The sequence below is a fragment of the Brucepastera parasyntrophica genome (assembly GCF_022376835.1).
Taxonomy (GTDB): domain Bacteria; phylum Spirochaetota; class Spirochaetia; order Treponematales; family Treponemataceae; genus Brucepastera; species Brucepastera parasyntrophica.
In genome coordinates this window covers 552,501-567,437 of the sequence record NZ_CP084606.1, presented here as the reverse complement: position 1 = coordinate 567,437, position 14,937 = coordinate 552,501, and the positions used below count along the sequence as shown (strand labels likewise).

The 14,937-nt window shown below is 44.9% G+C and carries 16 protein-coding genes, 1 rRNA gene and 1 pseudogene (1 of these 18 cut by a window edge); 14 read left to right on the top strand and 4 right to left on the bottom strand.

All coding sequences use genetic code 11. The features are described from left to right. Nucleotides 1-92 precede the first annotated feature (92 nt). Nucleotides 93-563: a bacterioferritin gene (gene bfr / locus K7I13_RS02680; protein WP_255947740.1), complete on the bottom strand. Its 471-nt coding sequence runs from the start codon at nt 561-563 to the stop codon at nt 93-95. 233 nt (nt 564-796) lie between these two features. On the opposite strand from bfr, the pseudogene K7I13_RS15545 reads away from it, so the two are divergent. Beyond that, nucleotides 797-1,367: pseudogene (locus tag K7I13_RS15545) on the top strand (DNA-3-methyladenine glycosylase I). 93 nt (nt 1,368-1,460) lie between these two features. Here K7I13_RS15545 and K7I13_RS02665 read toward each other — a convergent pair. Further along, nucleotides 1,461-3,062 (bottom strand): ATP-binding response regulator, encoded by a 1,602-nt coding sequence (locus K7I13_RS02665; RefSeq protein ID WP_255947736.1) that lies wholly within the window; start codon nt 3,060-3,062, stop codon nt 1,461-1,463. Nucleotides 3,063-3,474: 412 nt separating this feature from the next. On the opposite strand from K7I13_RS02665, the gene K7I13_RS02660 reads away from it, so the two are divergent. The 7 genes from K7I13_RS02660 (at nt 3,475) to K7I13_RS02635 (ending at nt 7,087) form a co-directional block, all read left to right on the top strand. Beyond that, entirely contained in the window at nt 3,475-3,711 is a 237-nt protein-coding gene (locus K7I13_RS02660) for a type II toxin-antitoxin system VapB family antitoxin (RefSeq protein WP_255947735.1), read from the top strand. Next, nucleotides 3,665-4,120 carry a PIN domain-containing protein gene (locus tag K7I13_RS02655; protein ID WP_255947733.1) on the top strand — a complete coding sequence of 152 codons (456 nt, stop codon included), beginning with the start codon at nt 3,665-3,667 and terminating at the stop codon, nt 4,118-4,120. Before K7I13_RS02660 ends, K7I13_RS02655 begins: the two co-directional genes overlap by 47 nt. Before the next feature lie 24 nt (nt 4,121-4,144). Beyond that, nucleotides 4,145-4,597 carry a GNAT family N-acetyltransferase gene (locus K7I13_RS02650; protein WP_255947731.1) on the top strand — a complete coding sequence of 151 codons (453 nt, stop codon included), beginning with the start codon at nt 4,145-4,147 and terminating at the stop codon, nt 4,595-4,597. Between the two features lie 37 nt (nt 4,598-4,634). Continuing rightward, nucleotides 4,635-5,201, top strand: a complete 567-nt coding sequence (locus K7I13_RS02645; RefSeq protein ID WP_255947729.1) for a GrpB family protein — start codon at nt 4,635-4,637, stop codon at nt 5,199-5,201. A gap of 36 nt (nt 5,202-5,237) precedes the next feature. Continuing rightward, nucleotides 5,238-5,960, top strand: a complete 723-nt coding sequence (locus tag K7I13_RS02640; protein ID WP_255947727.1) for a nitroreductase family protein — start codon at nt 5,238-5,240, stop codon at nt 5,958-5,960. Continuing rightward, on the top strand, nt 5,957-6,382 hold the full coding sequence (locus tag K7I13_RS15500) for a DUF488 domain-containing protein (protein ID WP_369413720.1): 426 nt from the start codon (nt 5,957-5,959) through the stop codon (nt 6,380-6,382). Before K7I13_RS02640 ends, K7I13_RS15500 begins: the two co-directional genes overlap by 4 nt. 117 nt (nt 6,383-6,499) lie before the next feature. Beyond that, nucleotides 6,500-7,087, top strand: a complete 588-nt coding sequence (locus tag K7I13_RS02635) for a GNAT family N-acetyltransferase (RefSeq protein WP_255947725.1) — start codon at nt 6,500-6,502, stop codon at nt 7,085-7,087. A gap of 89 nt (nt 7,088-7,176) precedes the next feature. Here K7I13_RS02635 and K7I13_RS02630 read toward each other — a convergent pair whose 3' ends face one another. Next, nucleotides 7,177-8,355, bottom strand: a complete 1,179-nt coding sequence (locus K7I13_RS02630; RefSeq protein ID WP_255947723.1) for a homoserine dehydrogenase — start codon at nt 8,353-8,355, stop codon at nt 7,177-7,179. A gap of 280 nt (nt 8,356-8,635) precedes the next feature. Between K7I13_RS02630 and K7I13_RS02625 the strand changes: the two genes are divergently transcribed. After that, the gene (locus K7I13_RS02625) at nt 8,636-9,394 is read left to right on the top strand and encodes a hypothetical protein (protein WP_255947721.1); all 759 of its coding nucleotides are present in this window, start codon (nt 8,636-8,638) and stop codon (nt 9,392-9,394) included. Nucleotides 9,395-9,420: 26 nt separating this feature from the next. Here the strand turns inward: K7I13_RS02625 and K7I13_RS02620 are convergent, their stop codons facing one another. Further along, the gene (locus K7I13_RS02620) at nt 9,421-10,131 is read right to left on the bottom strand and encodes a TVP38/TMEM64 family protein (RefSeq protein WP_255947719.1); all 711 of its coding nucleotides are present in this window, start codon (nt 10,129-10,131) and stop codon (nt 9,421-9,423) included. Nucleotides 10,132-10,339: 208 nt separating this feature from the next. On the opposite strand from K7I13_RS02620, the gene K7I13_RS02615 reads away from it, so the two are divergent. The 5 genes from K7I13_RS02615 to K7I13_RS02595 all read left to right on the top strand — a co-directional run. After that, complete coding sequence (locus tag K7I13_RS02615) at nt 10,340-11,002, top strand: DUF4912 domain-containing protein (RefSeq protein WP_255947717.1); 663 nt, start codon at nt 10,340-10,342, stop codon at nt 11,000-11,002. A 106-nt stretch (nt 11,003-11,108) separates the two neighbouring features. Then, nucleotides 11,109-12,200 carry a polysaccharide deacetylase family protein gene (locus K7I13_RS02610; protein ID WP_439647460.1) on the top strand — a complete coding sequence of 364 codons (1,092 nt, stop codon included), beginning with the start codon at nt 11,109-11,111 and terminating at the stop codon, nt 12,198-12,200. Next, the gene (locus K7I13_RS02605; protein WP_255947713.1) at nt 12,197-12,622 is read left to right on the top strand and encodes a 1,4-alpha-glucan branching protein domain-containing protein; all 426 of its coding nucleotides are present in this window, start codon (nt 12,197-12,199) and stop codon (nt 12,620-12,622) included. The genes K7I13_RS02610 and K7I13_RS02605 overlap by 4 nt, the downstream gene beginning before the upstream one ends. A 255-nt stretch (nt 12,623-12,877) precedes the next feature. Next, entirely contained in the window at nt 12,878-13,723 is an 846-nt protein-coding gene (locus K7I13_RS02600) for an HD-GYP domain-containing protein (RefSeq protein ID WP_255947711.1), read from the top strand. A gap of 393 nt (nt 13,724-14,116) precedes the next feature. Then, a 16S ribosomal RNA gene (locus K7I13_RS02595) occupies nt 14,117-14,937 on the top strand (it continues 724 nt past the right edge of the window).

The following is a 14,937-nucleotide window of genomic DNA, read 5'->3' as shown; positions in this document are numbered from 1 at the left end:
ACATGGACCTGCTGAACAGCGGGTATTTTCTTCGTACCTGTGACAGCCGGAGCAGCGCCCCGACCGTCACGGAAAAATAAATAAGCGAAACCTTATTCCTCGGTCTGTGTAGACAGAAAAACCTGAAGAGACATCTGGTCAATCTGGTCCTGCAGTCCTTCAATATCATCAATATGTTTATCTTCGTCATTCAGTATTTCCTGAAGAAAATCCCGGGTAGCATGATCCTTTACTTCAGCAGCAAGAACAATGGCGTCATTATAATCCTTAATGGTATTTGCCTCTGCTTCATGATCATTTTTCAGCATTTCGGGCACGTCCTGACCAATATAAATCTTATTCAGTGTATCAACCTTTGGCCTGCCGTCAAGAAAGAGGATCCTTCCGATAAGTCTTTCGGCATGTTTCATTTCGCTAATGGCCCGCTTCTCAAAATGTTCATGAAGCTTTTCATAGCCCCAGTCTTCGCACATTTCGGCATGTACAATATACTGATTGATAGCAGTAAGTTCCCCGGCCAGCAGATAATTAAGCTTGTCAATGATTTTAGGATCGCTTTTCATATAATCTCCTTTTTAATACTGCAATTTGCAGTTAAACTATTTATAATGTAACATACCGGGCCTGATTAGGCAAATTCAGAAGCGGGCTTCCCGGCGGGGACTTTCTTCCGCCCGGTGTTTTCCCGGTTCCGGCGGAATTGCCGCATATGCCCGCCTCGGATCAGTTGTCCGGTTTTCGAAACCGCGTAAAAAGACTATACTGGCAGCAAGTAACTGAAACGGAGGCCTTATAGATGAAACAGAGGTGCATGTGGGCGCTTAACGCCGACAGCCTGTATACGGAGTACCATGACCGGGATTGGGGAACGCCTGTGCATGATGATAATACTCTTTTTGAATTTCTTGTGCTTGAAGGCGCCCAGGCGGGGCTTTCATGGGCAACGGTCCTTAAAAAAGGGAAAACTACCGCGCCGCCTTTGACCGCTTTGATCCCGCAAAGGTAGCAAAATACAGTGAAAAAAAGAAGCTGAACTTCTTCAAAATCCCGGCATCATCCGGAACCGGCTCAAGATAAAATCTGCGATAAGGAACGCAAAAGTCTTTTTGGAAATCCAGAAGGAATTCGGCAGCTTTGACACCTATATCTGGTCGTTTACCGGCGGAAAGCCGATACAGAACAACTTCAGTTCATATATGGATATTCCCGCGGCCACCGGACTTTCGGATACAATTTCAAAAGACCTCAAAAAACGGGGCATGAACTTTGTCGGTTCAACCATCATATACGCATTCATGCAGGCGGTCGGTATTGTAAATGATCATACAACCGACTGTTTCCGATACAGGGAAGTGAAAAAGCTTTGAGTTATACTCATTCTCATGGATAAGGATGAGGCAGTATACTGAGGCCGAGCAAAAAAAAAGAGCAGGAATATGGCCTGCTCTTTTTCAATATAATCAGTTCCTTCCCAGATTTTTATGGATTTCCCGTTTCAGTCTTACCGGATCTATGGGCTTCGCGATATGGCTGTTCATCCCGGCTTTCAGCGCAAGGTCAATGTCCTCCGAAAAGGCATCGGCCGTCATGGCGATAACAGGGACCTTCTTTGCATCCTTTCTGTCCATAGCCCTGATCTGTCGGGTCGCCTCATAACCGTTCATAACAGGCATCTGGATGTCCATCAGAATCAAATCATAATAGTTTTCCGCTGACCCGGCAAACAGCTTTACGCCTTCTTCGCCGTTTTCGGCGCAGTCGATAACCACTCCCGTATCGGCAAGAAGCTCCTTGGTAATTATCTGATTGATTTCATTATCTTCCACCAGCAGAATCCTTTTACCCGTGAAATTGAAAACTTCCCGGTAACCTGACCCTTTTTCAGTCTCATCCATGCGGAGTACATACTTTTTAAGACCGTTGAACAGGGCTGATTTAAACAGAGGTTTTGCGATAAACCCGTTTACTCCGGCCTTTCGGGCTTCATCCTCAATATCTGCCCAGTCGCATACGGATGTCAGCAATATGGGAATACCGAACCCCACCTGTTTCCTTATTTCCTTGGTCGTTTCAATTCCATCCATATCACGCATATGCCAGTCGATAATTATGGCGTCATAGCTCCGGCCTTCATTTTTCGCGGCCGCGACTTTTTCCGCCGCGTCCCTGCTTTTGTCTGTCCATTCGGCCTTCACTCCCAGCGAAGCGAGCGTACCCGAAACGGTTTCACAGGTCACGGTGTCATCATCAACAACGAGAATACGGAGGGCAGGGAGTTTCATGGCTTCAGCCGGTGCGTCGGCGATTTTGAGGGAAAGTTCAACAGTAAAAACGGAACCCTTGCCTTCCTCGCTCTGTACGGATATTGTCCCGCCCATCATATCAATTATGGTTTTGCAAATGGCCATTCCCATGCCGGAACCTTCCGCCGCTTCATCCCCGGTATCCCGTGAAAATACGGAAAAAATATCCTTCAGAAATTCGGGCTTCATACCTATGCCGGTATCGGCGCAGGTGAATCTGAAAAAGGCCGCTCCCTCTTCCCTGGGCGGCAATTCTTCTATATCCAGGGTGATCCGTCCTCCGTCCGGCGTGAATTTAACCGCGTTTGACAGAATATTTATAAAAACCTGATTCAGGCGAAGAAAATCACAGTAAAGTCTTTCATGTTCGACATTGTGGAGCCTGATATTCAATTCCTGGTCTTTTGCCTTGATTCTCGGCTGCATAATGGTGACTACGTTTTTGATGATCGCAGGCAGCGCTGTCTTATCATTAATAAGCGCCATTTTTCCGCTTTCAATTCTGGACATGTCCAGAATATCGTTAATCAGCTCCAGCAAATGGGTGCTTGACTGGGATATTTTTTTCAGCGAGTCCTGTACCTTTGACCTGTTATCAATATTTGCCAGCGCTACACCGGTCATGCCGATAATTGCATTCATGCGGGTACGGATGTCATGTGCCATATGTGAAATAAAATTGCTTTTTGCCTGATTTGTCCAGCTTGCCGCATCGAAGGCCTTTTGCAGCTCTTCAAGATTTTGATCATTATCATTCATAGTAATTCTTCCTCAGAATACGCTTTTTGCAGCGGTTAACCATAATTCTTATTCAGGGAAACGGTCCCCAAACCCTGCTGCCCGTTTTTAACAAATGTATATAATTAATTTTACTCCGGCAAAGGAAATTTTGCAACTGTTATTGGTTCCGCTCCCGCCTGAAAAAGTATTTTTTTCGGACATCCATGCGGAAATCGCCGGATTTTCCGGCATTCGCCCGTATTATCCGGGGCCTGTAATGCCGGTCCGGAGGCTTTCCGCACCATGAATGTTATACATAATACAAAAGCCGGAGAGTATCCCTCAGCGCCTGTCCGCAGAACCGGAAAGGCATTTCTTACACATAGTTATGTGTAAGAATACTTGACTTTACACATAACTATGTGTAAGATTTTTCAAAGGAGGAATTGTAATGGCAACAAATCTTGCGATTGATGACGGGCTGCTTGATGAAGCCCTGAAAATAGGCGGACTGAAAACAAAAAAAGCTACGGTTAATCTTGCGCTTGAGGAATTTATCCGGAGACGGAAAATGGATGATGTCATTGATTCATTTAATACGGCGGGGGCAATCCCGTCAGGCAAAAAAAGCCGGAGTAAAAATGAAAGTACTGGTCGATGCTTCAGTCTGGCTGGTTGCTTTCAGTAAAACGAGCAGAAATGCGCAGGCGTCTGAAATAACCGATATGTTGGCTTCCCTGATGCGGGACCTGCGGGTAATAATTACGGGACAGATCAGGCAGGAGCTTCTTTCCTCAATACCCGACAAAACAGTCAGGGATGTGATCAGGAGAAAAATGCTGGCCCTGGAAAACTATGATCCTGTCACTGAAGATTACGAGCTTGCGGCGGAATTGGCGCTCAAAAGCGCCGCTGCCGGCGTACAGGGAAATCCTGCCGATTTCCTGAACTGCGCGGTAGCAGTCCGGAACAATTGGGAAATATTTACCTGCAATGAAGACTTTATGCAGTATAAAAAAATTCTTCAGGTAAAAGTATTCAGGATGAAAAACACCGCAGTATCTGCCGGCAGCCGGACTCCGTCCCGGCCTCAATGAACAAACCGGTAAAAGGTCCGGGATATGAATGAAACAATAACATACAGGGCCGCCGGAAAAAAAGATCTCGGCGGGCTGATCAGTTTATACAAACAGCTCAATCCCGAAGACAATCCTCCTGACGGAAAAACCGTGAGGCGAATATGGAAAAAAATACTGGCGGACAGGGACTCACGGATATTTCTTGCCTGCGATTCTGATACCGCGGTCGGTTCCTGTTCGGTGTTTATTATTCCCAACCTTACAAGGGGCGGGAGGCCTTTCGCTGTGATTGAAAATGTTATTGTTGACAGCGGGTACCGGAATCTTGGAATAGGGCGGCGTCTTATGGATTCCGCTCTTTTATTCGCGGAAAATTCGGGCTGCTACAAGGTCCTTTTACTCAGCAGTTCGGGACGGTCCGGGTCCCACCGTTTTTATGAAAAAATGGGCTTTGACGGAAACAGCAAAAAAGGTTTTGTAATGCGGTTCACATAAGCGGACAGGGGATGGCTGTTATTTGAGCGGAGATGCTATGGCAAAAAATTTGTCCGATATGACGCCCGAGGAACTCGGGAAACTGTTTCCGGTGCAGCTCAGTGCGCCGAAGGAAACCTGGCCGGAACTTTTCCTCGATGCGAGGGAAAAACTCATCAGGCTTATGGGAACGGAAAACATCCTGAATATTGAACACATAGGAAGTACTGCAATTCCCGGGATTCTGGCAAAAGATACCATTGATATCCTTGTGCAGATCAGCGCCTCTGCCGGTATTCCTGAACTGAAAACAAAGATGGAAAACGGCGGGTTCATCTGCCTTCCCCAGCCTCGCAAACCGCCGCCCCATATGATGTTTGTATCGGGGTACACTATCAGGGGTTTTGTCGGTCAGGCCTATCATGTTCATATCCGCTATTCTTCCGACAACGACGAGATTTATTTCAGGGATTATCTGATAGCGCATTCCTCCGCGGCACGGGAATATGAGGCTGTAAAGACCCGCCTGGCGGAAGTCCACAAATACAACAGAGACACATATACTGACGCAAAGGGTGATTTTATCAGACGGATAACTGCACTCGCCAAAAAAGAAACCGGTTGAATTTCTTTTTTCGGGAAAAGAACGTATATTTACTATATGAATGATATTGAGGCAGTCAATGTTAGGCAGTCCCGGCGTACCTATTTAGCTCTTCCCATAGCGGAAAGCAAAGCCTCGTATATGAAAAAAATCCTTGCGGAATATAACGGACAGTCCGGTTTAAATATGGAATATCTGGAAGACGGAAGCGATGCCTTTAATGGTTTCGGAAAATCATACGGAATGTTCAAAGGCGTCCGCACGCTTATTGTAATTAAGGGACCTTCGGACGATGGTAACCTTAAGGAAAAAAGCGGCCATTACGGTGAAAAGGCTGTTCTTGAAGCAACAAAACTGGATCTCGGAACCTGCTGGGTCGGCGGGACATTTGAGAGGGAAAATCCGGTTTTTGTCCTGTCCGGTGGAGAAGAACTGGTCTGTGTGATTACTGCAGGAAATGTTCCCGACAGCTACTCTCTGAAGGAGCGGTTTTTTTATGGTGTGAGCCGCCGGCGGACAAAGGAAATCGGAGAAATGTACCGTTCAGATTCGGAGCCGCCGGAATGGTTTATCTCAGCAATGCACGCGGTGCAGAAAGCTCCGTCTGCGAAAAATACCCAAAAGGTATTCTTTGAGTACAGCGGCGGCACTGTAAGGGCCGGCGTGCCGGACGACTACCGGTTTGATTTGGTTGATCTGGGAATAGCCAAGCTCCATTTCGAGCTGGCGGCCGGCGGGTATTTTGACATGGGAAATAACGCTGTTTTTCATAAGACCTGACGCGTTTTTTCCATTATTTACGGTGTGCGGAAAGCCGGAATTTATGCCGCACCAAAGGGGGGCATATCAGCAATATAAAAATTAAACGGGTATATGATACAGAGTCGCCGGATGACGGATACAGGGTTCTGGTCGACCGCTTATGGCCCCGCGGCGTAAAAAAGGAAAATCTGCATTATGATTTATGGGCAAAGGACCTGGCTCCTTCTCCTGAATTGCGGGAATGGTTTCATGAAGACCCGGAAAATCGGTGGGATTCTTTTACTGAAAGATATACCGGAGAACTGTCCAGCTCCCAGTCTGTAAAGGACTTTATCAGAACTGCCGGATCACACAAAGTCATAACATTGCTGTATGCCGCAAAAGACAGCGATCATAATCATGCAGGAATATTAAAAACCTACCTCGAACAGAAAATATAGTTTTTACAATATAGTAACAATCCTTTCAAACAAAACTGTATCACATGTGTTATATTTAAATTGTATTTATTTCATATTTTTTTATCACAGAAAAAGTCTGCAATAGAGGAACCGATTATGCAACTGCTTATTAGAAATGAATTGCCGGCTGATTACAGGGAGACGGAGTTGGTTACACGCGACGCCTTCTGGGATATTTACCGGCCCGGCTGTGATGAACATCTGATCGTTCACAAGGCGAGAAAAAAGTCCTCTTTTATTTCCGAGCTTGACTTTGTTGCCTGTGACGGAAAAAAGATTATTGGTAACATTATATATACCAAAGCAAAAATCGTCAGCGCGGAGGGAGAGGAATATACCCTCGTGTGTATAGGTCCTTTGTCAGTATTGCCCGAATATCAGAATAAGGGCGTCGGGTCGCAGCTGATTCATACAAGCCTTGAAAAGGCAAGGGAACTCGATTTCAGGGCCGTAACCCTGTTCGGCGATCCGAAATACTATCGCAGGTTCGGATTCGTTAATGCAAAAAACTATAATATTACAACCAAAGACGGTGATAACTTTGAAGAGTTTATGATCCTCGCGCTGTCAGAAAACGGGCTGGACGGAGTTACCGGAAAAATGTATCAGGACAGCGTCTTTGACGTAAACCCGTCCGAGCTTGTACAGTTTGAAAAGCAGTTTCCCCACAGAAAAAAAATGTGAGACTCAGCACTATTACGCTGAGTCCCTGGTAATTTCCCCGTTTAAAAAGCCGGATGCGTCCCGGAAATATCCGTGGTGTTCCTGACGCGCTATTCTCCAAGCCCTACACGGATAACCGAACAGATTTCCCTTACACTGTCAAGCTTTTCCAGTTCTTCAAGCGCAAGCTTCATTTGCCGTTCCGTAACCGGATGCGTTATTGCGGTAATTGCGGCGGTATCTTTATGGCTGCCTATTTGCTGTATGCTGAGAATGCTGATGGTATGCTTGGCAAAAACTGCGGCTATATCGGCAAGTACCCCCGGTTTGTCTTCGACGGAATACCTGATAAAAAAGCTGGTGATGCACTCATCCATTGGCAGGATACTGCGTTTTTCCAGATCATATTCGTTGTCCATGGTAAAACCGTTCTCTTTGCGGAAGGCAAGATTCATTATGTCCCCAACAACAGCGGATGCCGTCGGAAGTTCTCCCGCGCCCCGCCCGTAAAACATGGAGTCTCCCAGATTATCGCCCCTGATATAAATCGCATTAAATACATCATTTACAGTCGCCAGAGGATGGCTGTTCTCAATCATAACCGGGTGTACATGCAATTCTATACTGTCCTTATGATTTATTCCCATGGCAAGCATTTTTATGGTATAGCCGAATTGTCTTGCCGCCGCAATGTCCTCCGACGATATTTTTGTTATGCCTTCACGGAATATCCTGCTGTAATCAATATCGCAGCGGAATGCAAGCGAGGCGAGAATTGCCAGTTTGTATGCTACATCATAGCCTTCAATATCATTTTTCGGATCAGCCTCCGCGTACCCCAGCTCCTGCGCTTCCTGCAGCGTTCCGGAAAAATCAGCGCCGGAAGCCGCCATCTTTGACAGGATATAGTTTGTTGTTCCGTTTACAATACCAAATATCTTTTCAATATTATTTCCTGACAGGGAATTCTGTATGGCATGGAGGACCGGAATTCCGCCGCCCACCGCAGCCTCATATAAAATGGAGCAGTCATGTTCTTTTGCAATCCGGGTGAAGTATTTGCCGTGTTTCGCAATAACTTCTTTATTGGACGTCACAACATTTTTCCCTGAAAGCAGGGCCTTTTCAATAAAGGCCTTTGCCGGATTTTCCCCGCCGATTACTTCCACAACGGTATTTATTTCTTTATCATCAAGTATATCCCGGATATCCGTACTGAGGATTGTTTTGTCAACGGAAATTCCCCGGTCGTTTGTTATGTCCAGATCAACAATTTTTTTCAGCTCCACAGGAATTCCTGCCCTGACTTCAAGCATTTTTTTTCGTTTAATAAAATTTTTACCACACCGGTTCCTACTGTTCCGAAACCTATTACCCCGACCGTCATTTTATCCATAACTGGCTCCTGCTTTTTCTGTTATGTAATACTATATCATAACAGGGGGAATTTATTAAAGACTCGGATAGGGATGATTTTCGCAATTTAAATGAATATACCGGGCTGTATATGACACTAGGCATAATCAGCCGGGTAGGGTAACATTTCAGCCAATAAGGATTTTGCATGATATGGACAAAAGGCAACTGTTAATCCGGCGTTTGGAGGATATAGGTCTTTCCCTTAAAAACTCGGGAAACGCCCTGGCTCTTTTGGCTCTTGGGTCCTGCGGTTTGGATCAGGACCGGCTGGATGAATATTCCGATCTTGATTTTTTTGTAATAGTCAGGAACGGGTATAAGCGGCAATATATTGAAAATCTCGGCTGGCTTGCTTCTGCAGCCCCTGTCGGGTATCAATTCAAAAATACTTCAGACGGCTATAAGCTTCTTTTCACGGACGGTGTGTTCTGCGAGTTTGCCGTTTTTGAAGAGCCGGAATTGGCAAAAATACCTTTTTCAGAAGGCAGACTGATCTGGCACGCAACTGATTTTGCCCCGTCAGATTGTGTCCCGGTAACAGCCGCCCGGCAGCAACAGGAAGCAGACCTGCAATGGATTATTGGTGAAGCTTTGACGAATCTCTATGTGGGGCTTTGCCGTTGCCGGCGCGGAGAAAAATTATCCGCATGCAGATTTATTCAAAATTATGCAGTGGACAGGATTCTGGACCTGACAGAAATTCTTGAAAAACCAAAAAAAGATGATAAGGATATTTTTGATAAAACCAGACGGATTGAAAACAGATACCCCGGCCTAAATAGTAACTTAAGCGGGTTTATTCAGGGATATGACAGGAATCCTGAGTCCGCAAAAGCCATTCTGGAATTTCTCGACAGGAACTTTGAAATAAACCCGCATATAAAAAAAGCAATAACTGAATTATTATAACTATGAGGCAGCAATAGCCGGAGAGACTATTCTGCAGTCTCTGAACTTTGCTCTTCCTGTGTTTCGGTAGGGACAGCCTTTTTTTTATTTGTTATCTGAAAAACAATAAATACAATAACCGAAATGGAGATACTGATGCCGAAAGGAATAAGAAATTCCTTTGAAAGAGGGGTTGTTATGGACCGGCCGGCAATAACATAGGGTATCATATATGGGCTGAGGCCGAGCAGAGAGAAAAAAAGAAAAGAAATATACGGCATTCCCGATGCGCCAAAAAACATATTTACCGGGTCGCTGGGGAAGGGTAAAAATCTGGCCAGAAAACAGGTTGTATTGGTATTTTTTTTGTGGACAGAAAAAAAACCGGCAAGTTTTTTGTTATTCCGGACCACCGCATCAATTTTATCTTTTCCCAGCTTGCGCCCGAGAACATAGCCCAGACTCAGCTCGCAGGTAAGACAGAAATAGGTTAACAGAAGCGCCCATCCGGTAGGAAAGATCAGTCCGGCGCTGATATACAGCGCGACGAGAGGAATAAACATGACAATCGATTTTACGCAGTAAATGCCCAGAATAGTAAGCGCGGCAAGAGGCAGCGACGAAGGGGTGTAATTTATAATATCATCAACAGTAATAGTAGAAAGCTTCGGAATCAAGGCAATTATTATGACAATCACCAGAATAATCGGTATCAGTTTCCAGTATTTTAAAAATAAATCCGTAATTTTTTTTTTCATTTTTCTCCGCTGTTATTTCAAAACATTCCGGAAAGCGCATCCCTCCGCTTCCCCGGTACACCGATTTATTCTTGACTGTATACAATCCCCCGGAAATTGTCTATAACAGTCTCCCTCCCGGCACATTACAGAGCGATTTATCACCTTTTACTGAATCCATCCGCTTACTTGACAGAATCTCCCGTTTTCTCCATCATTACATGAAAGTATGAAAGATATTGCACTGACCAGGGTTCATCTTGATACATTATCAACAGAAAAACTGATTGAATTGGCAGATTATTATAACATTGATATTCCCGAAGGGTTGAGCCGGAATTTTATTATCGGGGAACTGCTTGAAATAGGAGAAGAAATTCTCGCCGGTACACAGGAAGAGGAAGACCTCCTTGACGGTCCTATTGATGTTCCTCTGGATGAATCCCTGCCTGATTCATATAATGAAACAAGAATTACTGCCCTGATGCGGGATCCGGGATGGATTTTTGTGTATTGGGATTTTCATGCCCAGCAGTATACATCAATAGCCTCAAAGAATGGTTTCCAGTCATTTTTTCTGCGGGTAAATTATTTTTCGTCAGGTGAAGCCCAGGCCATAACGGATTCATTTGATATTGATATCAAACCATCTGACCGGAAATGGTATATTCATCTTGACGCTCATGAATATTCCTGCCGCATTGAGTTGTACGCCAGGAACAGGGATGAGCCGGAATATTTGCTTGCAAAAACGGCCGTTCAGCTGATTCCGGGATCGAATGAAAAAATACTGCATTCCCATGGAAAAATGTATCCGCCGCTGATTCAGTTATCAGGTATCGAGCAATTGCAGAAATTGCATTTCAGAAATCACCGGCAATCTTTCGGATAGCGGATCCGGCTCAATTATTACGGAGAAAACAATGGGGCAAATGTCTTTTCTTTTTATATTACATGCTCACTTACCATTTATTAAGCATAGCAATACTCCGGGGAGTGTGGAAGAAAGCTGGTTTTTTGACGCGCTTTCCTATACATATCTGCCGCTGCTTCGGAGCTGCGCCGCGCTTGAAGCGGAAGGAGTTCCCTTCAGATTTGCCATTGCTTTCTCTCCGACTTTTTGTGAAATGCTTGCGGACCAGACTCTGCAGACAAGATATGTCGATTATCTCGAGCATGCCATAGAACTGGGTATTTCAGAGCTTGAAAAGGATGATGTTTCTCCGGAGAAAAAGCAGCTTATAAAACAGACAATCGAAAGAATCCGGATTAACCTGCATGACTATGTTGAAGTTCATGAAATGAACATTCTCAGAAAATTCGATTATTTTGCAGGTTGCGGTTATATAGAAATTCTCGCCACAACCGCAACCCCCTGTTTTATTCCTCTCTTTATTGATATTCCGGAAACCATCAATGCACAGATAGAAACAGGCCTTGTTACATACCGCAAATATTTTACATCAATTCCTTCCGGGTTCTGGCTGCCTGCTCTCGGATGGGCTCCCGGGATCGACAGTATACTCAAATCTTACGGATTCAAATACACAATTCTTGAATCACACGGAATCCTGTTCGCGGACCAATCCGCCGATTCCGGAATATTTGCGCCCGCATACTGTAAAAATGGTTTTGCGGTTATTGGCCGCGACAAATTTGCCTGCCAGGAAGTTACCGATCCTGAAGAAGGTTTGTCCGCAAATCCCGTATATTTGGATATAAATAGTGATATAGGGTTTTATCTGGATAAAACAAGACTTTCCGGCCTGTATGATGTATCCCTCGGCCGCAGATCAACCGGATTCCGGTTTTATTCAAAGGAACGTTCTCCGGCGGGCGAAAGTATGCTCTATTCACCGGAACGCGCCGCTCAGCAGCTCGAAACTGATGTAAAAAGCTTTTTGCACAGACGTCTGGATGTCCTCCGCGAAGCGTCGCGGCTTGATGAAAAACCGGTATTTCTTGCCTGTGCCTTTCCGGCATCTTTTTTGGAAATGTATGGTACGAGGGCGTCGCCTGGCTTGAAAAGCTGTTCAGACAGGCTGCCGCAATTAACCCCTCTCTGTTCTCCCTGCCTTCACTGCATTTGACTTCCGAGGTTTCCGAAAAATGGATTAATCCCTATTTTTCTTCCTGGAATGAAAGCGGTTACGCGGAAGAAGTTCTTAACGGAAATAATGACTGGATGTACGTATATATCAGAAAGGCCGCCGAGCGTATGATTGACCTGGCCGACCGGTTTCCTGATGACAGCGGACTGAAAGAACGGGCGTTAAACATGGCCGCACGCGAATTTCTGCTTGCCCAGTCAATGGATTGGGCCCTCATGATGAACGAACCTGCTATGAGCGATTATGCCCGTTCAAATTTTGAAGAAAACATACGGGCCTTCACCGTAGTATATGAATCACTTGGCTCCAATTTTATCAGTACGGAATGGCTTACAACCATTGAAAAAAAACATAATCTGTTTCCGGAAATCAATTACCGGGTATTTTCCCGTAAAAAATAATTCCATACAGCGCTTCCCGGAAAGGATCCCCCGCTTTTTTTCGAAAACTGTTTATACGGACGGAAAAACAGCATAATTTTACTTTAAAAACTAACCACTTTCCCGTGAAATAGGGTAAAATAGGGTAACTCTATGCCTGCACATTAAAGCGAATGTTATTTTATTATGCTTCTATGCAGACTGAAAAAAAATGTAAAGGAGCTGATATTGTTACGCATAGCAAGTTTTGTATTGATTTTATCCGGCTGTATAATATTGATAACTGCAACAATACGATATCAAAGACTATTAACCTATAACAGAAAAGGAGCATACAACTGCCATAAAAGAGACGGTATAACCGATATTGTCTGCCTCGTTCTGCTCTATTTTTTTATTCTGGGATATATAATAGGCGCCGTATATTCTATTATATCAAATGTAGAACCTATTTATCTGCTGGTTGCTTCTGTCTTTTTCTTTGGAGGAGTCTTTGTATATTTTGCCGTACAGACCCAGATATCAATGGCTGAAATGCTCCGGGGCAAGGCCGTGGAGGTCATGAAGACTTTTGTTAATGCAATTGATCTGAAAGACGCCTACACTAAAGGACATTCGCAGCATGTCTATGAAATCGTTGACCTGTTTTTTGACAATCTGAATGACAGTTACAAGCGCCGCATAAACAAGTCAAAGCTCATGGACGCGGCCATGCTTCATGATATAGGGAAAATAAGCATCCGGGATGATATTCTGAATAAACAGGGTGCCTTGACAATAGATGAATGGACTGCTATAAAGACACATCCGTTTAACGGAAAAAAAATGCTGGATGATACCTGTTTTTCTGAAATCAGCGATTGGGTTTTATATCATCATGAACGGGTAGACGGCGACGGCTATTTTGGATTAAAGGGCGAGGAAATCCCTCTTGAATCCCGGATAATAGCTATTGCTGATACATATTCGGCTCTGTGTACTGACAGGGTTTACCGGAAAAAACGTACTCATGATGAAGCAATCGGAATAATGGAAGAAGTAACCGGAACTCAGCTGGATACACATTTAATGGCTTTTTTTTCGCTGATAGATAAAAATAATCTGACTGGACTGCTTGATTAGTTTCATGTTCTGATTTATCCGGAATAAAAACATTAAGACCGCGCCTTTTAGCTCATTTCTTTTCCCGCGAATTTTCTGTAAAAAAGAGCGAAAAAAGAGAAAAAAAGAGTTGACAAGAGCTAAGAAGGTGTAGTATATTCGATTCACTCGCGATTTTACCGAAATGGGGCGCGGGTATGCAGATCTTTGAAAATAAAGGGAAGGGAAAGAAGGACGCTGTTTGAACGGTGCAAACCGTTTGAAATGGTGAGGTTCAAAAGAGCATTGAAAGAAAGCCTCGAGGCTCACGCGGGAGAGAATCCTGCGTGAAACCTTGAAAATTCCTTAAAAATAAGAAAAAGGGAACTGGCTTGAAATGAGATATCTAGCGGTCTTCGGACCGATAGAGAATAAATCATGGAGAGTTTGATCCTGGCTCAGAACGAACGCTGGCGGCGCGTCTTAAGCATGCAAGTCGAACGGCAAGGGAGAAGCTTGCTTCTCCCCTAGAGTGGCGGACTGGTGAGTAACACGTGGGTGACCTACCCTTGAGATGGGGATAGCCATTAGAAATAGTGGATAATACCGAATACGCTTATTTTACTATGGTGAGATAAGGAAAGGAGCTAAGGCTCCGCTCGAGGATGGGCCCGCGTCCCATTAGCTAGTTGGTGAGGTAAGAGCCCACCAAGGCGACGATGGGTATTCGGCCTGAGAGGGTGTACGGACACATTGGGACTGAGATACGGCCCAAACTCCTACGGGAGGCAGCAGCTAAGAATATTCCGCAATGGACGAAAGTCTGACGGAGCGACGCCGCGTGGATGACGAAGGCCGAAAGGTTGTAAAATCCTTTTGCCAATGAAGAATAAGCATGGGAGGGAATGCCTGTGTGATGACATTAGTTGGTGAATAAGCCCCGGCTAATTACGTGCCAGCAGCCGCGGTAACACGTAAGGGCGAGCGTTGTTCGGAATTATTGGGCGTAAAGGGCATGTAGGCGGTTTTGGAAGCCTGATGTGAAATCCTGCAGCTTAACTGTAGAATTGCATTGGGAACTGCAAGACTTGAATCACAGAGGGGAAACTAGAATTCCAGGTGTAGGGGTGGAATCTGTAGATATCTGGAAGAATACCGGTGGCGAAGGCGGGTTTCTAGCTGATGATTGACGCTGAGGTGCGAAAGTGTGGGGAGCAAACAGGATTAGATACCCTGGTAGTCCACACCGTAAACGA